Here is a 23,273-nt window from a genome sequence, read left to right as displayed (position 1 = left end):
CGCACGGAAGGTGGACCCATGAGCAGCCTGCACGACCTCCTCACCACGTACGTCGGAAACGGCACGGTGCCGGGAGCGGTGGCCTTGGTGGCCCGGGGTGACCGGGTCGAGGTGCAAGCCGCCGGGTCCGTCGACGTCGAGGGCACCGCCCCGATGGCCCGGGACTCGATCTTCCGGATCGCCTCGATCACCAAGCCCGTCACGGCGGCGGCGGTCATGATGCTGGTCGACGACGGCCGGATCGCCCTGGACGACCCGGTCGACGCGTGGCTGCCGGAGCTGGCGAAGCCCATGGTCGTACGGACACCCGCGAGCCCGGTCGACGACCTGGTCCCGGCCGCCCGCGCGATCACCGTGGAGGACCTGCTCTCCTCCCGTACCGGCTGGGGCTTCCCGTCCGACTTCTCGCTCCCGGCGGTCCTGCCTCTCTTCGAGGTGCAGAAGGACGGCCGCGAGCCGCAGGCCTACCCGCCGCCGGACGCCTGGCTGGCGGACCTGGCCCGCGTGCCGCTGCTCCACCAGCCGGGCGAGGCCTGGCTGTACAACACCTCGTCCGACCTCCAGGGCATCCTGATCAGCAGGGTCACCGGCCGTCCGCTGCCGGAGTTCATGGCCGAGCGGATCTTCGAGCCGCTGGGCATGACCGACACGGCGTTCGAGGTACCGGCCGCCAAGCGTGCCCGTCTCACCAGCGCCTACCGCCCCGCACCCGGCGGCGCCGGTCTCGAAGTGACCGACACCCCCGACGGGCAGTGGACCGGCATGCCCGCGTTCCCCTCCGGCGCCGGCGGCCTCGTCTCGACCGCCGACGACTGGCTGGCCTTCGCCCGGCTGCTCCTCGCCGACGGCACCGCGGGCGACCGGCGTCTGCTGTCCTCCGCCTCGGTGCGGCGGATGACCACCGACCATCTCACCCCGGCCCAGCGCGAGATCGGCTCGCTCTTCCTGGAGGGCCAGGGCTGGGGCTACGGCGCCTCGGTCGACATCGAGGCCGTGAACCCCTGGAACGTGCCGGGCCGCTACGGCTGGGTCGGCGGCACCGGCACCACGGGCCACATCGTCCCGTCCACCGGCACGGTCACCCTCCTGCTCACCCAGGTGGCCATGACGAACCCGGAGCCCACTCCCCTCATGCGGGACTTCTGGCGCTGCACGGCCGCCCTGGATCTCTAGGTCCGAGGCGTACGGAGCGTCCGGATCAACTCCCCGGCCGCGCCCAGGGCTTCGACCTCGGACGGGCTCATCGTGGGGTTGGCCGCCCGCCGCCGCAGCGCCTCCACGAGGCCTTCCTCCGTCATGGCGGAGGGGGCCTCCTGGTCGGTGAGGAGCGCCGCCAGCATGGTGCGCGCCATCTCCGCCCGGGACTCGAAGCCGGTGAGCCCGCCGACCGCGACCTGGGCCACGATCACGGCGGACATGCCCCAGTCGAGGCCCGGCGGCCCCTCCTCGGCGGTGTTCCAGTCGATCACCTTCGGACCGTCGGACGTGAGGATCACGTTCTCCGGGTGCAGATCCAGGTGCAGTACGCGGACGGCGGGGTCGGCGGAGCCTCGCGCCGGGACGGCGTGCAGGTCGCGCAGGAGGCGGGCGAGGAGGGCTCCCGCCTCAGCCGGACCGAGGCGGCCGGCCGCGAACGCCTCCAGCATGGTCGGCCCCGTCAGCCGCTCCATGACCAGGTCGCTCCGCGTCGCCTCCCGCACGCGCGGCGCGGGATAACCGTGACCCCGTACGTGCTCCATCACCTCGGCCTCGGCGGCCGCGTCCCCGTACCGATCCCGGTACCGGCGCAGCACCCACGCCCCGTCGCCAGTCCCCTCGGCCTCGATCTCGTAGACGTCGGCCGTGCGCCCCGAACCCAGCAGTTTTCCCGGTGTCCCCGTTTCCATGGCCCGAACCTACCGGGGCTCACAGGCGGCCCTCATCCCGTTGTCTACGGGCCGGTAGAGTGAGCCCGTCGTCATCACGCCCGTACGGGGGGAAGCCGGTGCAATTCCGGCGCTGACCCCGCAACCGTGTACCCGCCCCCCTGTGGTCGGTGAGCCGGACTGCCCCGCACAGGACGTGACCGGCTCGCGCCGTCGGCAGCCCGCCGACGGCCGGCACCGTCGAGGCATACGGAGCCGGAGCCGCCCGGGGTGTCCCGTGCTGCCCGGCTCCTCGCACGCCGAAGGCGGACCGACCAGCACAGAGAGGCACCCGCCGATCATGATTGTCCGCCGCACCGCCGCGGTCCTGGCCGCCACCGCCGCGATCGCCGCGGCGGGCGCGCCCGCCGCTCTCGCCGACGACAAGTCCCCCTCGGCGGCGCCCTCGCAGGCGATCCCGTCCGGGCTGTACGGGTCCGCCGACCCCACCTACGACGGCGTCTGGCGGCAGTCACTGGCCCTGCTCGCCCAGCACACCGTGGGCGAGAAGCCCGCCGCCAAGGCCGTGGACTGGCTGACCGGGCAGCAGTGCGCGAGCGGGGCCTTCGCCGCGTACCGCGCCGACGCGAGCGCCAAGTGCGACGCCAAGACCATGGTCGACACGAACAGCACGGCCGCCGCGGTGCAGGCCCTGGAGGCGCTGGGCGGTCACGACTCCGAGACCGGCGCTGCGGTGAAGTGGCTGAAGTCCGTGCAGAACAAGGACGGCGGCTGGGGCTACACCCCGGGCGGCGCGAGCGACGCGAACTCCACGGCCGTGGTGATCGGCGCACTCGCCGCCGGCGGCACCGACCCGAAGAGCGTCCCGTCGAAGGACGACAAGACCCCGTACGACGCCCTCCTCACCTTCTCCCTCCCCTGCGAGGAGAACGGCGGCGGCTCGTTCGCCTTCCAGCCCGACAAGAAGGGCAAGCTCGCGGCGAACGCCGACGCGACGGCGGCCGCGGTGACCGGCGCCCTCGGCAAGGGCTTCGCCGGCGCCGACGTGAAGCCGGCCGGGGCCCCCGCGTGCAAGAGCGGTGACAACCTCGACGCCGAGCAGGCCGCCCAGAACGGCGCCGCGTACCTCACCACCGCCCTGGCCAAGGACAAGTACCTGAAGTCCGCCCTGGCCGGTGCCACCATGGACGCTCCCGACTACGGCAACACCGCGGACGCGGTGGTGGCCCTGTCGACCGCCGGCCGCGGCGACAAGGCCGCCGACGCACTGCGCTGGCTGGAGAAGAACTCCGGCGCCTGGGCGGCGAAGGCCGGCCCGGCCGCGTACGCCCAGCTGATCTTCGCCGCGGAGGCGAACGGCGCCGACCCGCGCGACTTCGGCGGCGCCGACCTCGTCAAGCAGCTGAACGCGACGGGCCCGGCGACGCAGGTCTCCGACTCCGCCGCCCCCAGCGCGAAGAGCACGAGCGACGAGAAGAAGAAGGACGACGACGGCAGCGGGGTCGGTGTCTGGTGGATCGTCGGTGTCGGCCTGGTCGCCGGCATCGGCGTCGGTTTCCTGTTCAGCGGCCGCAACAAGAAGCAGCAGCTGTGACCCGCCGTCGGACGTCCGCACTGATCCTTCCGGTCCTGCTGGGCCTGCTGCTCCTCGTCCTCGGCGGCGCGGGGCAGGCCCAGGCCGTCGGCTACCGCTACTGGTCGTTCTGGGACCTGACCGGCGGCAAGTGGACGTACGCGACGCAGGGCCCGTCGACCGCGCGGCCGTCCGACGGTGACGTCGAGGGCTTCCGCTTCTCGGTGAGCGCGGACTCCCAGGACTCCGCGAAGCCGCGCGGGACGGCCGACTTCGCCGCCATCTGTGCGAAGACTCCGGCGCGGGACGGAGACAAGCGGGTGGCCCTCGTCCTCGACTTCGGCACCACCGCCGACGCGCCGAACGGCGAGACACCGCCCCGTCCGCGTACGGCGTGCGCCCGCGTCCCCTCCGACGCGACGACCGCGGAAGCGCTCGCCTCGGTCGCCAAACCCCTCCGCTACGACACCAACGCCCTCCTCTGCGCCATCGCGGGCTACCCGCGGACGGGCTGCGGCGAACAGGTCGCGGCCCCCAAGAACTCCAAGCCCTCCACCGCGAAGCCGCACGCCTCCCCGACCCACCACGGACCCTCGGCCGGCCTGCTGGCAGGCCTGGCGGCGGTGGCGGCGCTGGGAGTGGCGGCGGTGTGGCAGGCGCGGCGCCACAGGGGATAGCGATGAGCGCCGAAGTTGAACGTGCCGTTTCCGCTGTGCCGGGTGCCCATATGGCCAGGGCCCAGCGGCACCGCCGTCACCTCACCTTCGCGCGGGAGGCGCACCGATCCAACGCCCTCCACCCCGGCGCCTGGTGGATCTGGGCCCTGGGCCTGGGAACCGCCGCGTCCCGCACCACGAACCCCCTCCTCCTCGGCCTGCTCGTGGGCGTGGCCGGCTATGTGGTGGCGGCCCGCCGCACCGAGGCCCCCTGGTCCCGCTCCTACGGCGCCTTCGTCAAGCTCGCCCTCGCGGTCCTCGGCATCCGCCTGGCCTTCGCCGTGTTCCTCGGCTCCCCCATCCCCGGCACGCAGGTGCTTCTCACCCTGCCCGAAGTCCCGCTCCCCCACTGGGCGCAGGGCATCCGGATCGGCGGCCGGGTCACGGCGGAGGGCCTGGTCTTCGCGCTGTACGACGGCCTGAAGCTGGCCGCGCTACTGATCTGTGTGGGCGCGGCGAACGCGCTCGCGAACCCGGCACGGCTGCTGAAGTCGCTGCCGGGTGCTCTGTACGAGGCGGGCGTCGCGGTGGTCGTCGCCCTGACGTTCGCGCCGAACCTGATCGCGGACGTGCAGCGGCTGCGCGCCGCACGCCGGCTGCGCGGGCGTCCCGACCGGGGGCTGCGCGGGCTGCTGCATGTCGGACTGCCGGTCCTGGAGGGCGCGTTGGAGCGTTCGGTCGCTCTCGCCGCCGCGATGGACGCGCGCGGTTACGGCCGCACCGCCGAGGTGGCTCCCGCAGTCCGCCGTACGACCACGGTCCTCACGCTGGGCGGTCTGCTCGGCGTGTGCGCGGGAACGTACGGAGTGCTGACCGCCGAGGGCGGGAGTTACGGGCTGCCCGTGCTGCTGGCCGGGCTGGCCGCGGCGCTCGGCGGACTGTGGCTGGGCGGCCGCCGCTCGCTGCGCACCCGCTACCGGCCGGACGCGTGGGGCGCCCGGGCATGGCTGGTCGCGGGTTCCGGGGTCGCGGTGGCGGGGCTGCTGATCGCCTCGGCCGCGTACGACCCGGCGGCGCTGAGCCCGGGCGTCGTACCGCTGTCGGCACCCGAACTGCCCCTGTGGCCCGCGGCGTCGGTCCTCCTCGGCCTGCTCCCCGCCTTCGTCGCGCCCGCTCCCCCGCGTCCCTCGCTTCCCCCGCTCGCCAAGGAGCCCTCATGATCCGCTTCGAGGACGTCTCCGTGACGTACGACGGGGCAGCCGCACCGACCGTCCAGGGCGTGGACTTCGAGGTGCCCGAGGGCGAACTCGTGCTGCTGGTCGGCCCGTCGGGGGTCGGAAAGTCGACCGTGCTGGGCGCAGTGAGCGGGCTGGTCCCGCACTTCACCGGCGGCACCCTGCGCGGCCGGGTCACGGTGGCGGGCCGCGACACCCGCACGCACAAGCCGCGCGAACTCGCCGACGTGGTGGGCACGGTGGGCCAGGACCCGCTGTCCCATTTCGTGACGGACACCGTCGAGGACGAACTCGCGTACGGCATGGAGTCGTTGGGGCTCGCCCCGGACGTGATGCGCCGCCGCGTCGAGGAGACCCTCGACCTGCTGGGCCTGGCGGATCTGCGCGACCGTCCCATCGCGACCCTCTCCGGCGGCCAGCAGCAGCGCGTGGCGATCGGCTCGGTGCTGACCCCGCACCCCCGGGCCCTGGTCCTCGACGAGCCGACGTCCGCCCTGGACCCGGCGGCGGCCGAGGAGGTCCTCGCCGTCCTCCAGCGCCTGGTCCACGACCTCGGCACGACGGTCCTGATGGCGGAGCACCGCCTGGAACGCGTCGTCCAGTACGCCGACCAGGTCGTCCTCCTCGCGGCCCCGGGCGCCGCCCCGCTCCTCGGCACCCCGTCCGAGGTGATGGCCGTCTCCCCCGTGTACCCGCCGGTGGTGGCCCTCGGCCGGCTCGCGGGCTGGTCCCCGCTCCCCCTGACCGTGCGCGACGCCCGACGCAGGGCGGGGTCCCTGCGGGAGCGGCTGGCCGGGGTGACACCCGGGGACACCGCCCCCGAACACACCTCAGCCGATCCGCAGGCGCCGGAGCCCGCGCCCGTCCCCTCGCGGCCGCTCCTGTCCCGCCTGCTCGGCAAGCGCGCCCCTCACGCTCCCGCAGCCGCCTCCGAGGTGGCCGTGGTCGACTCCCTCGCCGTCCGCCGCGGTCGCGTCGAGGCGCTGCGGCGCGTCGATCTCGCCGTCGCCCCCGGCGAGACCCTCGCCCTGATGGGCCGCAACGGCGCCGGGAAGTCCACGCTGCTCGGGGCGCTCGTCGGGCTGGTCGAGCCGGCCTCCGGGAGCGTGCGGGTCGGTGGTGCGGCCCCGCATCGGACGGCGCCGCGGGACCTCGTGCGCCGCGTGGGACTCGTACCGCAGGAGCCGCGGGATCTGCTGTACGCCGACACGGTCGCCGCCGAGTGCGAGGCGGCCGACGTCGACGCGGGCGCCGGGCCGGGCACCTGCCGGGCGCTGGTGTCGGAGCTGCTCCCCGGTATCCCCGACGACACGCATCCCCGCGATCTCTCCGAGGGGCAGCGGCTGGCGCTCGCGCTGGCCGTGGTGCTGACGGCCCGGCCACCGCTGCTGCTGCTCGACGAGCCGACCCGCGGCCTGGACTACGCGGCGAAGGCCCGGCTGGTGGGTGTGCTGCGGGGGCTGGCCGCCGAGGGGCACGCCATCGTGCTGGCCACCCACGATGTGGAACTCGCCGCCGAGCTGGCGCACCGGGTGGTGATCCTCGCGGACGGCGAGGTGGTCGCCGACGGCCCGACGGCCGAGGTGGTCGTCGCGTCGCCCTCCTTCGCCCCGCAGGTCACCAAGGTGCTGGCGCCCCAGCCGTGGCTGACGGTCGCGCAGGTCCGAGCCGCCCTGCACGCGAGCGGGACGGGGGCGGGGGCATGAGCCGGGTCCGCCCCGTCCGCCTCGGCCCCCGCTCCGTGGCCGCGCTCGTCCTCGTCAGTGCCGTCGGGGTCGCCGGGTTCGCCTGGCCGCTGTTCGCGGGCCCGGGTTCGCAGGTCAGCGCGCACGCGCAGGACGCGCCGTGGCTGTTCGCGGGGCTGCTGGTGCTGCTGGTCGGGGTCGTGGCGGCGACGATCTCCGAGTCGGGGCTCGGGCCGAAGGCCGTGGCCATGCTGGGCGTGCTGGCCGCGACCGGGGCGGCGCTGCGGCCGATCGGGGCCGGTACGGCCGGGATCGAGCCGATGTTCTTCCTGATGGTGCTGAGCGGCAGAGTGCTGGGGCCGGGGTTCGGGTTCGTGCTCGGGTCGGTGACGATGTTCGCGTCCGCGCTGCTCACCGGCGGTGTCGGGCCGTGGATGCCGTTCCAGATGCTGTCCATGGGCTGGTTCACGATGGGCGCCGGGCTGCTGCCGGGCCCGGACCGGCTGCGCGGGCGGGCGGAGCTGGCGATGCTCGCCGCGTACGGGTTCCTGGCGGCCTTCGCGTACGGCACCGTCATGAACCTCGCGGGCTGGCCCTTCATGGGCGCGCTGGCCTCGAACGTCGCCTTCGACCCGCACGACGCGGTGCCCGCGAACCTGGCCCGCTTCGTCGCGTACTGCCTGGCGACCTCGCTCGGCTGGGACCTGGGCCGGGCCGTCGTCACCGTCGTCCTGACCTTCACGCTCGGGGCGACCCTCCTCAAGGCGCTGCGCCGGGCCACGCGGCGGGCGGCTTTCGAGACGCCGGTCACGTTCGAACCCCGCTGAGGACGGCGGCCACCGAGACGCCCGTCACGTTCGGGCCCCGGTGGTCTGCGGCCCCGGTCACACCGCCTGGCGGCTCCGCGTGGCCGGTCGTGCGCGGTCCGTCAGGTGCGGGGTGAAGCAGCCCACAGGACCCACGTCACATACGAAGCACGGTAGTAGCGCAAAGGTCTGGCATGAACGCGTCGAAATGCCCTCTGACCTGGGGTTTGAGAGCCAGATCACACGACGGACTTTCTACCTGTATGCGACCACCACTAGTAAAAAGGGTCATTGCGGACGGGCTCCCGAACTGTTTCTCTGGAGCAGTCGCCAGGCGCCGACGTGCCCTCCCGGGCCGCGGCGCCGACGTATGTCCCCGCCACGCACCGCGTGACTCCGACACACCGGCGACCCCCTGTCCCCGAAGAAAAGGTTCACTGTGTCCGTCTCCTTCATCCGCCGCATCGCTTCTCCGAAGAAGGCCCTCGCCGGTGCCGCCGTGGCCGTCGCCACCACCGGCATGGTGTTCGCTGCGGCGCCCGCCCAGGCCGCCACCAGCGAGGCCTCCTCCGCCCAGGCGATCGCGCACAAGATGATCCCGGACGCCGCGCAGTACAACGCGTTCAGCAAGATCGTCGAGCACGAGAGCGGCTGGGACGTCAACGCCACCAACGCCTCCTCCGGTGCCTACGGCCTGGTCCAGGCGCTGCCCGGCTCGAAGATGGCCTCCGCCGGCTCCGACTGGAAGACCAACGCCAAGACCCAGATCAAGTGGGGTCTGGACTACATGAACGGCCGCTACGGCAGCCCGGCCGGCGCCTGGAACTTCTGGCAGGCCAACGGCTGGTACTGATCAGCCGAGCCACCCACCCCGTACGCGAAGGCGGCGGCCCCGATCCCCGGGGCCGCCGCCTTCGGCGTGTCAGCGACCACCGCCCACGGTGTCGAACCACCGCACCACCTGCGGCGCCGACACCCGCAACGAGCCGAAGTGGTCCACGTCCCCCTGGTTCACCACCAGCACCCGCTTCCCGTGCCCGGCGAGCCGCGCCGCGCAGCTGCGCGCGTTCCCGATGGGTGCGTCGGTGTCGGCCGCCCCCGCGTACAGCCGCACCGGCACCTCGGGCTTCCAGTCGCAGGTGTGGTCGTTCTCGCGCATCGCCGCCAGCAGGCCCCCGGTGGGGTGCCGCAGCCTGTCGTAGAAGGCGGGCGTGAGCATGTCCTTCAGGGTGGGCGGCAAAGCCTTGAAGATGTCCTCCTCCTGGTGCTTCCCGTCGTAGAGGCTTTCGACGCGGCTCGCGTACGGGGCACGGAAGGCCTCGGCGGGGTTCTTGTAGATCGCGTGCAGCCGGTTCTGCGCGACCAGCCAGTACGAGATGTAGAAGACACTGCTGGTGTCGTTGACCCGGCCGTCGAACAGCGCCGGGAACTCCTGGCCCTCCAGGTCGTAGGGGCCGCTGACGGGGGCGAGGGCCTTCAGCCGGAAGTGCCGGTCCGCCCCGTCCTGCAATGCCTGCCCGAGTGCCATCGCGACCTGGCCGCCCTGCGAGAAGCCCGTGGCGTAGACGTCGCCGGTGAGCGGGCGGCCCAGTTCGCGCGCGGCGGTCCGGGCCGCCCGGAGCATGTCGACCGAGGCGGTCACGGAGGAGCGGGTGTCCATGTAGGGGTGGCGGCCCGGCCCCTTGCCGAGCCCGAGGTAGTCGGGCGCGGCCACCGCACGGCCCGCCGTCGCGTTCAGGTACGACGGGATCCGCCCGAAGTCCTCGCCGACGGAGGGCGCGTAGCCCCGGTTCACCATCGTGCCGTGCGTGTCGGAGACCAGGTCGAGCCGGTGACCGCCGCCCGTGGGGAGCGAGAGCAGTCCGGTCGCGGTGGTCGGTTTGCCGTACGCGTCCACGGTCCGGTACGTCAGCCGGTACGCCCGCACGCCGTACCGGACGCCGTCCGCGGCCACGTCCTGCTGGGCGAGGAACGCCCTGATCCCGGCGGCGTCGTGCCGGACGACCGGTGTCACGGAGACGAGGTCCCCGCGCCGGGACTGCTCCCCGGCCGAGGCGGCGGGCGCCACGGCAAGGCTCGTGAGCGCCGTAAGTCCCGCGAGCGCCAGGGCCGATGCACCGGCGATTCCCCGCCGCGTACGCCAACTCATCCGCTTTTCCTGGGTTTTGTGCGTGTCATCACTCATGCGCCCGACGCTACGGACGTGCCGTTCGTCCGGACATCCGAGAGGCCCCCGGGCCGGTGGTGGACCTGGGTCCACCACCGGCCTGTCCGGCGCGGCTAGTTGCCCTTGGTTCTTCACAGCTCACCCGGCTTCCGGCAGCCGTAGGGTTCCAGCCACAATTCATGCGACGCAGTCCTATGACCAAGAGGATCACGCATGATCACGCTCACGAAGGAAGACGGCCCGGCGGATCTGGACGGGGTGACCCATCTGTCCATCGGAGTCTCCTGGGACCCCACCGCGGGAACCAGCGGCGGACTGATGGGGAAGCTCCGCCGGCAGGCCGGGACCGACCTCGACCTGATCGCGATCGCGATGCAGGGGAAGGACCCGGTGCGGCTCGCGGGTCTCGACTCCCTGGACCCGCTGGGCAACGGCTCGTTGGTGCACAGCGGCGACAACCAGACCGGCCGCGGGGACGGCGACGACGAGACGGTGACCGTCGAGTTCGCCGGGGTTCCGTCCAATGTCACGGCGATCGTGTTCGTCGCCGCCGCCTTCAAGAAGAGCAGTTCGTTCCAGAAGGCACGGAACATCAGCTTCAAGGTGTACGACCTGACCGGGGGCACCGGTCAGCAGGTCGCCGACATCTGGCCGAGCCTGCTCAGCAATGACAACGGCTGCGCCGTGGCGAAGGCGATCCGGGTCGACGGCGGCTGGAAGCTGGAGGTGGTCAACAAGACGGGGAAGATCAAGCAGGGCGACGAGCGGGACCTGATGCGCTTCGCGATGAACAAGTAGGTGACGGGCCGGCAGGGGTACGGGGCCGACTCTCACGTCAGTCCCGCACCCCTTACGGCACCTACAGCCGCTGAATGATCGTCCCGGTGGCCAGCGCCCCGCCCGCGCACATCGTGATGAGCGCGAACTCCTTGTCCCGGCGCTCCAGTTCGTGCAGCGCGGTCGTGATGAGCCGCGCACCCGTGGCGCCGACGGGGTGGCCGAGGGCGATCCCGCCACCGTTGACGTTGACCTTCTCCAGGTCCTGCTCGAAGACCTGGGCCCAGCTCAACACCACCGACGCGAAGGCCTCGTTGATCTCGACGAGGTCGATGTCCTTGAGCGTCATCCCGGCCTTGCCGAGCACCGCGCGCGTCGCGTCGATGGGCCCGTCGAGGTGGAAGTGCGGGTCCGACCCGACCAGCGCCTGGGCCACGATCCGCGCCCGCGGCCGCAGCTTCAGCGCCCGCGCCATCCGCTTCGACGCCCACATGATGGCGGCCGAACCGTCCGATATCTGCGAGGAGTTGCCCGCCGTGTGCACGGCGGTCGGCATCACCGGCTTCAGCTTCGCCAGCGCCTCCATGGAGGTGTCGCGCAGCCCCTCGTCCCGGTCGACGAGCCGCCACATGCCCCCTCCGGCCCGCTGCTCGTCCTCGGTCGTGGGCACCTGCACGGCGAACGTCTCACGCTTGAAGCGCTCCTCGGACCAGGCGATCGCCGCCCGTTCCTGCGAGATGAGCCCGAGCGAGTCGACGTTCTCCCGCGTCAGCCCCCGGCGCCGGGCGATCCGTTCGGCCGCCTCGAACTGGTTGGGCAGGTCCACGTTCCACTCGTCGGGGAACGGCTTGCCCGGACCGTGCTTGGACCCGGAGCCCAGCGGCACCCGCGACATCGCCTCGACGCCGCAGCTGATGCCGATGTCGATGACCCCGGCCGCGACCATGTTGGCGACCATGTGCGAGGCCTGCTGCGAGGAGCCGCACTGGCAGTCGACCGTCGTGGCGGCCGTCTCGTAGGGCAGGCCCATGGTGAGCCAGGCGGTGCGGGCGGGGTTCATGGACTGCTCGCCGGCGTGTGTCACCGTGCCGCCGACGATCTGCTCGACGCAGTCGGCGTGGATCCCGGTGCGGCCGAGGAGTTCACGGTAGGTCTCGCCCAGGAGGTAGGCGGGGTGGAGGTTGGCGAGCGCGCCGCCGCGCTTGCCGATGGGGGTCCGTACGGCTTCGACGATCACGGGTTCCGCAGCCATGGGGGGTGCGTCCTCTCCGTAGGGCCCGTCCGGCGGAGCGGGCCCGGTCAACCCGCGCGGCGCGGGCGTCCCGGCCACCCGCCACGCTGAACTAGTACGCGTTCTAGTTCTGTGTGCAGTCTGCTGACAGCGCGTCCATAACCGCAAGAGGGGTGCATCGATTGGGGGTGCTCTGCCCCTTGCGACTTATAGAACCCGTTACTACCTTCACGGCAGCCCTGAGTTGCTGATGGACCGTCAGAATGGTGGGAGTGAGTCGCTCATGCCCTGTCCAGCGCTGCCCGACGGGTTCGACTTCACCGACCCCGATCTGCTGCACCACCGCGTGCCCCTCCCGGAGTTCGCCGAACTGCGCCTGGCCGAACCGGTCCGCTGGATCGCCCAGCCGCTGGGCCTCGCCGGCTTCCAGGACGAGGGCTACTGGGCCGTCACCCGGCACGCGGACGTCAAGTACGTCTCCACGCACCCGGAGTTGTTCTCCTCCACCCTCAACACGGCGATCATCCGCTTCGGCCCGCACATGGAGCGGGACGCGATCGACGCCCAGCGGCTGATCCTGCTCAACATGGACCCGCCCGAGCACACCCGGGTCCGCCAGATCGTGCAGCGCGTCTTCACCCCGCGCGCGATCCGCGCTCTGGAGGACAACCTGCGCTCCCGCGCCCAGGCGATCGCGGCGAACGCGCGCGCCCGCTCCGGGCCCTTCGACTTCGTCACAGAGGTCGCCTGCGAGCTCCCCCTCCAGGCCATCGCCGAGCTCATCGGCATCCCGCAGGACGACCGCGCCAAGATCTTCGACTGGTCCAACAAGATGATCTCGTACGACGATCCGGAGTACGCGATCACCGAAGAGGTCGGCGCCGAGTCGGCCACCGAACTCATCGCCTACGCCATGAACATGGCCGCCGACCGCAAGCAGTGCCCGGCCAAGGACATCGTGACCACGATGGTGGCCGCCGAGGACGAGGGCAACCTCGCCTCCGACGAGTTCGGCTTCTTCGTGCTGATGCTGGCGGTCGCCGGCAACGAGACGACCCGCAACGCCATCACGCACGGCATGCACGCCTTCCTCACCCACCCCGACCAGTGGGAGCTCTACAAGAGCGAGCGCCCGGCGACGGCCGCCGAGGAGATCGTCCGCTGGGCCACCCCCGTCAACTCCTTCCAGCGCACCGCCACCCAGGACACCGAACTCGGCGGCAAACTGATCAGGAAGGGCGACCGGGTCGGCCTCTTCTACGCCTCCGCCAACCACGACCCCGCGGTCTTCGACGACCCGGACGTCTTCGACATCACCCGCGACCCGAACCCGCACCTCGGCTTCGGCGGCGGAGGCCCGCACTACTGCCTCGGCAAGTCCCTCGCGGTCCTGGAGATCGACCTCATCTTCAACGCCGTCGCCGACGCCATGCCGGACCTGACCCTCGCGGGCGATCCGCGCCGGCTGCGCTCGGCCTGGATCAACGGAGTCAAGGAGCTCCAGGTCAGCGCGGGCTGACCGGCGCGGGCCCATCCATCGCACTCGGGCCGACGGCATCCCGGCGCCGTCGGCCCGTCCCGCGCAGTGAACGTTCCGGTGCCCCTTCGCGTCTTCGACCATGCCATCAACAGTCCTGAACGTCGAAGTCCTCGAACGGAAACGCTGAGCCGTGGTCTCTGCCGAGCTGACCCCCGTCCGGCGGGACGGCGCGGCCACGCCCCGGAACCATCGCCTCCACACGCTCTGGCTGCGCCATCGCGTCCCGCTCCTGGCCACGCTCCCCGTCCTCCCTCTGTACGCGGTGTGGTGGGCGTTCCTCGCCACCGGCGGCGGTGACCTCGCGGCCCAGGAGGCATGGGCCCAGTTCGCCTCCCGGCACGGCGGATCGGCGTACAACCTCTTCTGGTACGGCGGCATGCACACCGCCAACTACAGCCTGATCTCGCCGTATCTGATGGCCGCCATCGGCGTGCGCACGGTGACCGTGCTCTCCGGGCTCGCCGCCACCTGGCTGGCCGCGGTACTGATCGGCCGCACGGGGATACGGCGTCCGGTCGGCCCGGCACTGCTCGCGTCCCTCGCGCTGTGGTGCAACGTCGCCTCGGGCCGGACCACCTTCGCGCTCGGCGTCGCCTTCGGCCTCGCCGCCTGTCTGCTGCTGACCCGGGAGCGGCGCGCGGTCCTCGCGGTGGCGTACGCGGCGCTCGCGACGATGGCGAGCCCGGTCGCCGGGCTGTTCCTGGTGGTCGTCGGAGCGGGGTACTTGGCCGTACGGGACCGGGTGCGCGGCTGCGTGCTGCTGCTGCCGCCCGTCGTGGTCGTCGCGGCGACCACCCTGCTCTTCCCGTTCACCGGCGAGCAGTTGATGCCGGCCGACCGGATCTGGCCGCCCGTACTGTTCGGGCTGACCCTCGCCGTGCTGGCGCCGCGCGGCTGGCGGGTGGCGCGATGGAGCGGCGTCGTCTACGCGGCCGGAACAGTCCTCACCTATCTGATCCCCTCACCGATCGGCACGAACGTCGAGCGGTTCGCCGAACTGTTCGCGCCGGCCGTGCTGCTCGCGGCGCTGCTCGGCTCACCAAGGCTGCGGACGCTGCGGCAGGGCGCGCTGATCGCGGCGCTGGTGTTCTCGCTCGCCTGGGTCGGCAAGAAGACCGTCGACGATCTGGTGGTGTCGACAAAGGTCCCGAAGTGGGCCGCCGACACGCACGGCGTCATCCGCGCCCTGGACCGGCTCGGCGCCGACCGCGGCCGCGTCGAGGTCGTCCCGGCCCGCAACCACCGCGAGGCCACCGCGCTCGCCCCGCACGTGAACCTGGCCCGCGGCTGGAACCGCCAGCTGGACATGGAGCGCGGCCGCCTCTTCTACGACGGCACGTTCTCGGCGGCGACCTACCGGACCTGGCTGGACCGCTGGGCCGTCGGCTACGTCGTCCTGCCCGCGGCCAGGCCCGACGGATACGCCAAGGACGAGGCGCTCCTGGTCGGCGAGAACCGGCCCGACTGGCTGGAGCCGGTCTGGCGGGACCCGTACTGGCGGGTGTTCCGGGTGCGCGACGCGGTGCCGCTGGTGTCGGCGCCCGCCACCGTGCTGCGCACCACCAGCGCCGAGGTGGACGTGCGCATACCGAGGCCCGGCCCGGTGACCGTGCGGATCGCCTACTCGCCGTGGCTGCACGCAGAGGGCGGCTGCCTGGAGAGGGCGGGCGAGTTCACGAGGCTGACGGTGGCCGAGGGCGGCGAGTACCGGATCAGCTCGGAGTACGGTCCTTCAGCTGCGCCGCCGTCCCGCTGCTGACCTCGACGGGCTCGGCCGGTGGACGAGGGCGGGGCCCCTGGAGCAGATAGGTGAGGCCGAAGCCCGCGGCGACGACGGCCCCGCCGCCCGCCGCGTCGAGCACCCAGTGGTTGCCGGTCGCCACGATCGCCGAGACCGTGAAGAGCGGGTGCAGCAGGCCCAGCGCCTTCATCCACCACTTCGGCGCCAGGATCGCGATCACCAGACCGCACCACAGCGACCAGCCGAAGTGCAGCGACGGCATCGCCGCGTACTGGTTCGTCAGCGCGGTCAGCGTGCCGTAGTCCGGCTTGGAGAAGTCCTGCACGCCGTGCACGGTGTCGATGACGCCGAGGCCCGGCAGCAGACGCGGCGGGGCGAGCGGGTAGAGCCAGAAGCCGACCAGCGCGAACAGGGTGGCGAAGCCGAGCGCCGAGCGCGCCCAGCGGTAGTCGGCGGGGCGGTTGGCGTAGAGCAGGGCGAGGACGGTGAGCGGGACCACGAAGTGGAACGACTCGTAATAGAAGTCGAAGAAGTTCCGCAGCCAGTCGACCTTGACGACCGCGTGATTGACCCAGCGCTCGATGTCGATGTGCAGAAACTGCTCGATGGAGCGGACCTGGTCGCCGTGGTGCTCGGCGGTGGCCCGCCCGCCGGAGTTGGTGCCACCCGTCGCGGCCAGCCTGACCTGCTGGTACGCCGAGTAGCCGACGCGGATCAGCAGCAGCTCCAGGAGCAGGTTCGGGCGGCTGAGGACCCGGCCCGGGAAGGGCAGCAGCGGGATGCGGGACCACCGGGTGGGCACCGGCGGCGCGTAGTCGGTGGGGATCGGCGCCCGGTAGTACTCGGAGGTCCGCGACAGGAACGGAACGACGGTGGCGGCGGCGAGCGCGGCGATCAGCACAACGTTGTCGCGCAGCGGGAAGAGCACCGCCATGTTCGGCAGCATCATCTTCGAGGGCAGCGTCATCACGAGGATCACGGCGACCGGCCACATATAGCGGTCCTTGGCCTTCTTGCCGGCCCGGCCGACCACCGCGAGCAGCACCCACAGCAGCTGGTGCTGCCAGGAAGTGGGCGAGACGGTGACCGCGACACAGCCGGTGACCGCCACGGCCAGCAGCAGCTGCCCGTCGCGCGCGTAGCGCACGGCGCGGCGCAGCCCGAGCACCGCGACAGCCGCGCCGAGCAGCAGGAACAGCCCGATCTCCAGCGGGCCGGTGAGGCCCAGCCGCAGCAGCGCGCCGTGCAGCGACTGGTTGGAGAGGTCGTCGGCGGCGCCGCCGAGGCCGACGCCCGCCAGGTGGTGCAGCCAGTAGGTGTACGAGTCGTGCGGCATCGCGGCCCAGGCGAGCGCCGTGGCCGCGGCGAAGGTGATGCCGGTGGACGCGGCGGCGCGGCGGCGGCCGGTGAACCAGAGCAGCGGAGCGAAGAGCAGCACGGTCGGCTGGAGCGCCGCCGCGAGGCCGATCAGCACGCCGCTCGCCCGCTCCCCCCGCACGGCGAAGCAGCCGAGCAGCACGAGCAGGACCGGGATGATGCTGGTCTGGCCGAGGTAGAGCGCGTTGCGCACCGGCAGCGACAGCATCAGCAGGCTGATCGCCACGGGCGCGCCGAGCAGGGCGGTACGCCGGGTCACGGGCTGCGGCAGGGCGCGCGCGGCGACCACGCCGAGGGCGACGACCAGCAGCAGCGTGCCGAAGGTCCAGCCCCAGCCGAGGGCCGCTTCGGCCGACCGCGTGAGCGGCTTGAGGACAAGTCCCCCGAAAGGGGTGCCGGTGAACTGCGTCGAGTCGTACAGCGACCCCTTCACGTGCAGGACGCCGTCCGGACCGACCCAGGTCTCCAGGTCCGTCAGCCGCTCTCCCTTCGGGGTGCCGAGCACGGCGGCGACCTGTCTCATGGCCAGCACGGCGACCATCAGCCACAGCCCGATGCGCACCGCACGCAGCCGCTCGTTCACCGGCCCTGCCGTCCCTGCTCCAAAAGCACTGCCCGCTCGTCCACCGTGCTCCACGTTCGTCACGCCCCGTCGGCCTCCCGCCCGATTCATCCCGTACGCCTCGTCCGTCCGGTTCCTCACCGAACCTTAGAGACTCGCACCGCCCCCGCGGGAAGACGCAGGCAACCCTCACGCCACCTGACGTACTCCCGCGTTTTGTCCGAAAGACGATAGTGCGCATGTGATTGCCCTCCGCCCGGCAACCTGGAACCACGGCTTCCGTCGTGTCGTCTGAGATCTTGTTCACCGGCACCGAGGAAGGGTTGGTCGAGGAAATGCTTCGGGGGATACGGGCACGCCTGCTGGGCTCTGCGCGGGGTCGGGCGCACGCCGGTGCACGCGGCCGGGTGCTGGCGGTGGTCCTCGCGCTGCTGGCGCTCCAGGTGGGCTCGCTGGTCGCGCCGGCGTACGCCTGCGGATGCGGGGCGATGGTGCCGGACACGAACCGGCACGTCACGGTGGGCCGCGAGATGTCCGTCGTGCGCTGGGACGGCCACCAGGAGCAGATCGTGATGCGCCTGACGGTGGCCGGGGACGCGCGCACGGCCGCGTGGATCATGCCGGTGCCGCACCGCGCGACGGTGAAGCTCGGCGACAGCGCCCTCTTCGACACGCTCGATGAGGCGATCGAGCCCGAGCACCGCACCCGCTCGTACTTCTGGCCCCACGACGGCGACTGGCCCTTCGACGATTCCGACACCTCCGGGGACGCCGCCCCGGGCGACGGCGCGGCGCAGTCACCATCCGTGGCCGTCGTGGGCCGCGAGCGGCTCGGCCCCTTCGACGTGGCCCGCCTCACCGCCAACGACTCCGGCGCGCTCGGCGACTGGCTCTCCGACAACGGCTTCGAACTCCCGGGCCGCCTGGACCGGGCCCTTCAGCCGTACGTCGACCAGGGCTGGGAGTACGTGGCGATCCGGCTGGCCCCGGAGAACCGGGACACCCCGCTGGGCGGCACGCTCGACCCGCTGCACCTCACCTTCACGAGTGACACGCTCGTCTACCCGATGCGGCTCTCCCGGCTCGCGCAGACCCCGCAGTCACTGGGGCTGTACGTCCTCGCCGCACACCGCATGGAGCCGCGCTCGGCGATCGGCGGCCTGGCGCCACAGCTCCTCTACGCCGGACACGTGAACGCGAAGTCCGGCCCGCTGGCCGCCCTCACCGCCGACGGCACGGACTTCCTCACCGCCATCGACCAGGAGTTCCCGGTCCCGTCGCGGATCTCCGGCGACCACGAACTGCGGCCGACGGCGGGCGACGCCACATACCGCCGGGTGATCTACGACGACGAACTCCTCACGGTCGGCGCCGTACCGGCGTGGCTGCTGACGGTCGGCGGCGCGCTGGCGCTGGTGACCGCAGTCGTCACGCTGATCGCCGTACGAGCCCGGCGGCGCCCGATCCTGCCTCCGCCGCCGGTGCACGCGCCTCCGCCGATCGGCTGACCCGCCGGAGCCGGGACCGGAAAGCGGCTGACAACCGGTCGGGACGGAGCTAGATTCATCAGGACAACTAGTTAGCTGATCTAACTAGGCAGTCGAATCAAGCTGGTTCACCACACGGTTCACGAAAGGCACGGTGCATGAGCGAGTCGCAGGTCTGGGACGACGTCGACGACTACTTCACCACCCTCCTCTCCCCCTCCGACGACACACTCGTCGCGGCGCTGCGCGACAGCGACGCGGCCGGACTGCCGCCCATCAACGTCGCGCCGAACCAGGGCAAGCTGCTCCAGCTCCTCGCCCAGATCCAGGGCGCGCGGCGCATCCTCGAGATCGGCACGCTCGGCGGCTACAGCACGATCTGGCTGGGCCGCGCCCTGCCGGCCGACGGCCGCCTGATCACCTTCGAGTACGACGCCACGCACGCGGAGGTCGCCCGCGGCAACCTCGCGCGCGCGGGCCTCGACAAGATCGCCGAGGTGCGCGTCGGCCCGGCCCTGGAGTCGCTGCCGAAGCTGGCCGACGAGAACCCGGAGCCGTTCGACCTGGTCTTCATCGACGCGGACAAGGTGAACAACCCGCACTACGTCGAGTGGGCCATCAAGCTGACCCGCCCGGGCAGCCTGATCATCGTCGACAACGTCGTCCGGGGCGGCGCGGTCACCGACGCGGGCAGCACCGACCCGAGCGTGCGCGGCACCCGCGCCGCGCTCGAACTGATCGCCGCGCACCCGAAGCTGAGCGGCACGGCGGTGCAGACGGTGGGCACCAAGGGCTACGACGGGTTCGCGCTGGCCCGTGTGCTGCCCTGAGCCCACCGCCCGACCGGGCCGGGCTCACACCTCGTGGTAGAAGCCCACGTTCACGCTGCGCGGTCCGGTGCGGTCCTGGATGACGAGCTCGCCGGAGCTGCCCGCCGGAAGCTTCGCCGTCCCGCCGTAGGGAAGGGGCTGGGGCTGCCCGCCGCCGAGCGTCAGCCGTACCTCCGAGGACGGTTCGGGGTGCGAGCCCTGCAACCAGGTGACCTGCCACGTCCCCTCCGGGCCGCACAGGAACTCCAGGTGCACCCGGGACACGAACAGCCAGTCATCGGGGGTCGCGAGACGGCACACGGCCCGGTCCCGGCCCACCCGCAGCATGGCACCGGGGTCGCTCGGCGCGTCGGCCATCAGCATCCCGGCCGTCGCACCGGCGTCGGCCCCGGTGAGCGAGGCCATGGTGAGTTCGAGCAACGTGCGCTCCTTCAACAGATTCCAGCCGGTCCGCTGGTCCGATTGTCCTGGTGCGGGGCACAGTTGACGCACCGCCGCCGCATGATAATTCGACAGATCGCCCCACCGTGGCCCGTCCGGCACAATGGACCCATGACCGAGCGAAAGCCACCCGGTGTCAGCTTCGAGTCCTGGATAGACAAGCAGATCCGCGATGCGCAGGCGCGCGGCGAGTTCGCCGGACTCCCCGGCGCCGGCAAGCCGCTGCCCGGCGGCTCGGACACGTCCTACGACGAACTGTGGTGGATCAAACAGAAGATGGCCCGCGAGGGGCTGTCGGTCCTGCCGCCCACCCTGGCCCTGCGCAAGGAGGCCGAGGACGCCCTCACGGCCGCCGCCGCGGCGCCCTCGGAGCAGGCGGTACGCCGGATCGTCGAGGACATCAACACCAAGATCCGCGACATGATGTTCAAACCGCCGCCGGGCCCTCCCCTCGGGCTCAAGCCGTACGACGTGGAGGAGATCCTCCGCGAGTGGCGCGAGCGGCGGACGGGCTGACCCGTGCGTGGGGCCGCGCCCCCGGATCACCGTCCGGGGGCGCGGCCCTTTTTCTGTGCCGTACTTTCTGTGCCGTACTTTCTCGGCCGTACTCTCCGTGCCGTACTTTCCGTGCTCTACGACCGTTGTTGTCAGGGATCAGAGCTTCATCAGCCGGTCCGTCATCTCCCGGTAGTCCCGCAGGGCCAGGCGGAGTTGCTCGGTGTCGGCCGAGTCCTCGCCGGTGGTCTGCCAGGACGCGCGCAGCGTACGGCGGCGCTGTGTCACCGCGTCCGTGAACCGCTCGGCGACCTCCTCCAGCACGTGATCGGCCTCCTCGACGGACGCCCGCGGGCTGTCGACGAAGCCGCCGACCGCGTGCTGCAACCGCAGCGAGAGCTTGTCGGTCTCGTCGTGCGGGAGCAGCCGGGTGTCGTCCGCCGCGCCCGTGCGGACGGCGGCCCCGGTGCCCTCGCGGGCCGGGATGTCCGTCGTACGGCCGCCCGTGCGAGCACCGCCGGGCTCGCCGGGGCGCGCTGCCGTGCCCTCGCCGGCCATGGCCCGGTGGCCGCCCGTCGGGTCCTGGCGGCCCACGGCGGCCTCCCCGGCCGCCGGGCCCACCCGGCCCTTCATGGCCGCGTGCTCTTCGCCGCGCGGGGTGCGTTCGGTGCCTTCGGTGCGCTCGATGCCCTTGGCGCGGTCAGTGCCCTTGGTGCGGTCGGTGCCTTCGGTTCCTTCGGTTCCTTCACCTGAAGTCATGTGCTTCACCTTCGCTTTCCTCGGCTGTCCTCAACTGCCCTTTGCCTGACGCCTGTTCAACGCCCACGGCAGGTGGGACCGTCCGTCGGAGCCGGAGCCCCCGGCGCGGGCTGGCTTCGCCGTGCGGGTGTCCTCGGCCTTCTCGGCGCGGTCGTCCGCGCCCTGCCTGACGGTGTCCCGGCGGGCCGGGGTCACCAGTTCGTCGAAGAGGGTGCGGGCCTCGACCATGGCCTCGCGCAGTTCCTCCGTATCCGCCCCGCCGTCCGCGCCGCCGGACTGCGCGGCCCGGTGCACCTGGCGGAAGCCGTGGACGTGGTGCCCGTGGTGCACGGAGAGCGCGGCGAGCTGTTCCTCGTAGCGGTCGCCGTCCGGGAAGCCGCGCTCGCCGGCCAGCTCACGGAGCAGCCGGTCCGCCTCGGCCACCGCCTCGCGCGGGGAGTCGACGAAGCGTTCCTGGGCGGCCGTCCAACGGGCCACATACCGGTCACGGGCCGCGGGCTCCAACGGCCGCTCACGCAGCGAACCGTGCTGCTTGATGCGCTCGGTGAGGTCGCGTTCGGCGGCCCGGGTGTCGCCGTCGTGCCGGGTGACGGTCCGGTCGTACTCGGGCCCGAAGCGCCGCCGCAGGCTGCGCCCGCCCTGCGGCCTCCGGGCGAGAAGGGTCAGGGCGGCCGCGACAACGACAACGGCCGCCACCATCACGATCAGAGCGATGATCACGCCTGTGGACATGGATGCCTTCCGGGGTCCTGGGCCCAACGGGCCTGTTCCCGGTCCGGGTTGCCCGGAAGGCGTCCCTCAAACAGCGTCCGTCACGCGGCGAAGCGGCGGTGACCCGTCACGGACCACACCGTCACGATGCGTCCCGCCCGCACCTCGAACAGGTCGATGCCGCTCTTGTCCAGGCCGGTACCGGCCCCGTCCTCCCCCGTCACGAACCAGCGGCCCGCCACACCGTGCTGCCCGGCCTCGACGAGCGGGACGCCGTCGACGGCGAAGGTCAGGGCCGGGTTGGAGGCGCGGAACCCCGCGACGTAGTCGACGATGCCCTGCGGTCCGTGGATGTCGTCGGTCGCCGCACCGTCGGGGGTGTTGCCGAACCGGATCCGGAAGTCCGGGTCGAGGAAGCGCTCGGGCTCGCCGAGGTCGCCGTTCCAGAAGGCCGTCCAGCGCTCGAAGAGGGCGAGGCCGGTCTCGGCGGTGAGGGCGCTGGGGGTCGTGGTCGATGTCATGTGCTGCTGCCTTCCGTGGTGGGAGACCCCAGCTTCACGGTCGCGGGCGACAACCCCCTGTCGGTGATTGCGCTCACACGCCCAGTTCGGTCAGTGGCATCAAGTCCCAGCCGAGTGTGTCGAGTTCGGCCAGGTCGATGGCGCGTTCCGGTATCCGCTCGTCGAGTACGGCGGCCTCCCGTATCCGGTCGAGGCGGAAGCAGCGGACGCCCGAGCGCAGTCGGCACCAGGCCACCAGGTACCAGTGCTCCGCACCGCAGAGGAAGGCCAGCGGCTCGACGGTACGGCTGGTCGGCGCGCCCGCGAGGTCCACGTACTCCAGGCTCAGCACCCGCCCGGCCGCCAGCGCCTCCCGCAGCGGCCCCGGTACGGCCGGCGCGGGCGGCTGCCGCTCGGCCGAGGCGGGGACGAGCAGCTGGACGCGGCCCGTGAGGTCCGCGGCGGCCTTGCGCTCCCGCTCCGGCATCACGGCGAGCACCTTGTGCAGGGCGCTGCGCGCGTCGGCCGCGAAGGGCGTGCCGGTGAGCGTGCGCAGGGCCACGGCGAGCGCGGTCGCCTCGGCGGGGGTGATGGTCAGGGGCGGCAGGGTCCGCTCCCGGTCCAGGACGTAGCCGCCGGTCCGGCCGGGTTCGGCGTAGACCGGCACGCCCGACTGCTGGAGTGCGGCGAGGTCCCGCTCGATCGTGCGGACGCTGACCTCGAAGCGCAGGGCGAGCGTCCGCGCGCTGCGGGGGCGGGGCGCGGCGGCGCGCAGCTCCTCGACGAGCGCGTACAGCCGGTCTGTTCGGTTCATGACGACCAGTTTCCCGTGCGC

22 protein-coding genes and 1 riboswitch are annotated in these 23,273 nt (G+C 72.3%); of the genes, 13 read left to right on the top strand and 9 right to left on the bottom strand.

The genetic code is table 11. The features are described from left to right. Window positions 1-18 precede the first annotated feature (18 nt). Window positions 19-1,173, top strand: a complete 1,155-nt coding sequence (locus AB5J56_RS31265; protein ID WP_369237364.1) for a serine hydrolase domain-containing protein — start codon at window positions 19-21, stop codon at window positions 1,171-1,173. Here the strand turns inward: AB5J56_RS31265 and AB5J56_RS31260 are convergent. Next, window positions 1,170-1,886, bottom strand: a complete 717-nt coding sequence (locus AB5J56_RS31260; protein WP_369237362.1) for a phosphotransferase — start codon at window positions 1,884-1,886, stop codon at window positions 1,170-1,172. The two genes, AB5J56_RS31265 and AB5J56_RS31260, sit on opposite strands and share 4 nt — an antisense overlap. A gap of 88 nt (window positions 1,887-1,974) precedes the next feature. Then, a riboswitch (cobalamin riboswitch) is annotated at window positions 1,975-2,051 on the top strand. Between the two features lie 154 nt (window positions 2,052-2,205). Between AB5J56_RS31260 and AB5J56_RS31255 the strand changes: the two genes are divergently transcribed. From AB5J56_RS31255 to AB5J56_RS31230, 6 genes are all read left to right on the top strand, one after another. After that, complete coding sequence (locus AB5J56_RS31255; RefSeq protein WP_369237360.1) at window positions 2,206-3,459, top strand: prenyltransferase/squalene oxidase repeat-containing protein; 1,254 nt, start codon at window positions 2,206-2,208, stop codon at window positions 3,457-3,459. Then, a complete protein-coding gene (locus AB5J56_RS31250; protein ID WP_369237358.1) occupies window positions 3,456-4,115 on the top strand; it encodes an SCO2322 family protein in 660 nt (219 codons plus the stop codon). Before AB5J56_RS31255 ends, AB5J56_RS31250 begins: the two co-directional genes overlap by 4 nt. A gap of 50 nt (window positions 4,116-4,165) precedes the next feature. Next, the gene (locus tag AB5J56_RS31245; RefSeq protein WP_369242918.1) at window positions 4,166-5,314 is read left to right on the top strand and encodes an energy-coupling factor transporter transmembrane component T; all 1,149 of its coding nucleotides are present in this window, start codon (window positions 4,166-4,168) and stop codon (window positions 5,312-5,314) included. Further along, entirely contained in the window at window positions 5,311-7,035 is a 1,725-nt protein-coding gene (locus AB5J56_RS31240; RefSeq protein WP_369237356.1) for an ABC transporter ATP-binding protein, read from the top strand. The genes AB5J56_RS31245 and AB5J56_RS31240 overlap by 4 nt, the downstream gene beginning before the upstream one ends. After that, a complete protein-coding gene (locus AB5J56_RS31235) occupies window positions 7,032-7,841 on the top strand; it encodes an ECF transporter S component (RefSeq protein ID WP_369237354.1) in 810 nt (269 codons plus the stop codon). The genes AB5J56_RS31240 and AB5J56_RS31235 overlap by 4 nt, the downstream gene beginning before the upstream one ends. A gap of 418 nt (window positions 7,842-8,259) precedes the next feature. After that, window positions 8,260-8,673, top strand: a complete 414-nt coding sequence (locus AB5J56_RS31230; RefSeq protein WP_356143016.1) for a transglycosylase SLT domain-containing protein — start codon at window positions 8,260-8,262, stop codon at window positions 8,671-8,673. 69 nt (window positions 8,674-8,742) lie between these two features. Here the strand turns inward: AB5J56_RS31230 and AB5J56_RS31225 are convergent, their stop codons facing one another. Then, on the bottom strand, window positions 8,743-10,005 hold the full coding sequence (locus AB5J56_RS31225; RefSeq protein WP_369237352.1) for an alpha/beta hydrolase: 1,263 nt from the start codon (window positions 10,003-10,005) through the stop codon (window positions 8,743-8,745). A 195-nt stretch (window positions 10,006-10,200) separates the two neighbouring features. On the opposite strand from AB5J56_RS31225, the gene AB5J56_RS31220 reads away from it, so the two are divergent. Further along, entirely contained in the window at window positions 10,201-10,785 is a 585-nt protein-coding gene (locus AB5J56_RS31220) for a TerD family protein (protein ID WP_369237350.1), read from the top strand. 61 nt (window positions 10,786-10,846) lie between these two features. On the opposite strand, the gene AB5J56_RS31215 is transcribed toward AB5J56_RS31220, so the two are convergent. Beyond that, entirely contained in the window at window positions 10,847-12,016 is a 1,170-nt protein-coding gene (locus AB5J56_RS31215; RefSeq protein WP_369237348.1) for a steroid 3-ketoacyl-CoA thiolase, read from the bottom strand. Window positions 12,017-12,278: 262 nt separating this feature from the next. Here AB5J56_RS31215 and AB5J56_RS31210 point away from each other — a divergent pair, with 262 nt between their 5' ends. Together AB5J56_RS31210 and AB5J56_RS31205 are read left to right on the top strand one after the other, a co-directional pair. Then, window positions 12,279-13,514, top strand: a complete 1,236-nt coding sequence (locus AB5J56_RS31210) for a cytochrome P450 (protein WP_369237346.1) — start codon at window positions 12,279-12,281, stop codon at window positions 13,512-13,514. 229 nt (window positions 13,515-13,743) lie between these two features. Next, window positions 13,744-15,294, top strand: coding sequence for a hypothetical protein (locus AB5J56_RS31205; RefSeq protein ID WP_369242916.1), 1,551 nt, complete (start codon window positions 13,744-13,746; stop codon window positions 15,292-15,294). Here the strand turns inward: AB5J56_RS31205 and AB5J56_RS31200 are convergent. Next, window positions 15,248-17,299 carry a bifunctional glycosyltransferase 87/phosphatase PAP2 family protein gene (locus tag AB5J56_RS31200; RefSeq protein WP_369237344.1) on the bottom strand — a complete coding sequence of 684 codons (2,052 nt, stop codon included), beginning with the start codon at window positions 17,297-17,299 and terminating at the stop codon, window positions 15,248-15,250. The two genes, AB5J56_RS31205 and AB5J56_RS31200, sit on opposite strands and share 47 nt — an antisense overlap. 200 nt (window positions 17,300-17,499) lie before the next feature. On the opposite strand from AB5J56_RS31200, the gene AB5J56_RS31195 reads away from it, so the two are divergent. Together AB5J56_RS31195 and AB5J56_RS31190 are read left to right on the top strand one after the other, a co-directional pair. Beyond that, a complete protein-coding gene (locus AB5J56_RS31195; protein ID WP_369237342.1) occupies window positions 17,500-18,723 on the top strand; it encodes a DUF2330 domain-containing protein in 1,224 nt (407 codons plus the stop codon). Window positions 18,724-18,860: 137 nt separating this feature from the next. Next, window positions 18,861-19,532: an O-methyltransferase gene (locus AB5J56_RS31190; protein ID WP_369237340.1), complete on the top strand. Its 672-nt coding sequence runs from the start codon at window positions 18,861-18,863 to the stop codon at window positions 19,530-19,532. A gap of 24 nt (window positions 19,533-19,556) precedes the next feature. Here AB5J56_RS31190 and AB5J56_RS31185 read toward each other — a convergent pair whose 3' ends face one another. Beyond that, complete coding sequence (locus AB5J56_RS31185) at window positions 19,557-19,952, bottom strand: hypothetical protein (RefSeq protein WP_369237338.1); 396 nt, start codon at window positions 19,950-19,952, stop codon at window positions 19,557-19,559. A gap of 132 nt (window positions 19,953-20,084) precedes the next feature. Here AB5J56_RS31185 and AB5J56_RS31180 point away from each other — a divergent pair, with 132 nt between their 5' ends. Beyond that, a complete protein-coding gene (locus tag AB5J56_RS31180) occupies window positions 20,085-20,489 on the top strand; it encodes a DUF1992 domain-containing protein (RefSeq protein ID WP_369237336.1) in 405 nt (134 codons plus the stop codon). A gap of 138 nt (window positions 20,490-20,627) precedes the next feature. Here the strand turns inward: AB5J56_RS31180 and AB5J56_RS31175 are convergent, their stop codons facing one another. The 4 genes from AB5J56_RS31175 to AB5J56_RS31160 form a co-directional block, all read right to left on the bottom strand. Next, window positions 20,628-21,227, bottom strand: a complete 600-nt coding sequence (locus AB5J56_RS31175; protein ID WP_369237334.1) for a hypothetical protein — start codon at window positions 21,225-21,227, stop codon at window positions 20,628-20,630. Window positions 21,228-21,257: 30 nt separating this feature from the next. Beyond that, complete coding sequence (locus AB5J56_RS31170; RefSeq protein WP_369237333.1) at window positions 21,258-21,959, bottom strand: hypothetical protein; 702 nt, start codon at window positions 21,957-21,959, stop codon at window positions 21,258-21,260. Between the two features lie 80 nt (window positions 21,960-22,039). Continuing rightward, on the bottom strand, window positions 22,040-22,459 hold the full coding sequence (locus tag AB5J56_RS31165; RefSeq protein WP_369237331.1) for a nuclear transport factor 2 family protein: 420 nt from the start codon (window positions 22,457-22,459) through the stop codon (window positions 22,040-22,042). Between the two features lie 73 nt (window positions 22,460-22,532). Then, complete coding sequence (locus AB5J56_RS31160) at window positions 22,533-23,252, bottom strand: helix-turn-helix transcriptional regulator (RefSeq protein WP_369237329.1); 720 nt, start codon at window positions 23,250-23,252, stop codon at window positions 22,533-22,535. Window positions 23,253-23,273: the final 21 nt, after the last annotated feature.

Source organism: Streptomyces sp. R21, assembly GCF_041051975.1.
Lineage (GTDB): Bacteria > Actinomycetota > Actinomycetes > Streptomycetales > Streptomycetaceae > Streptomyces.
This window is presented reverse-complemented; position numbering and strand designations above follow the sequence as displayed.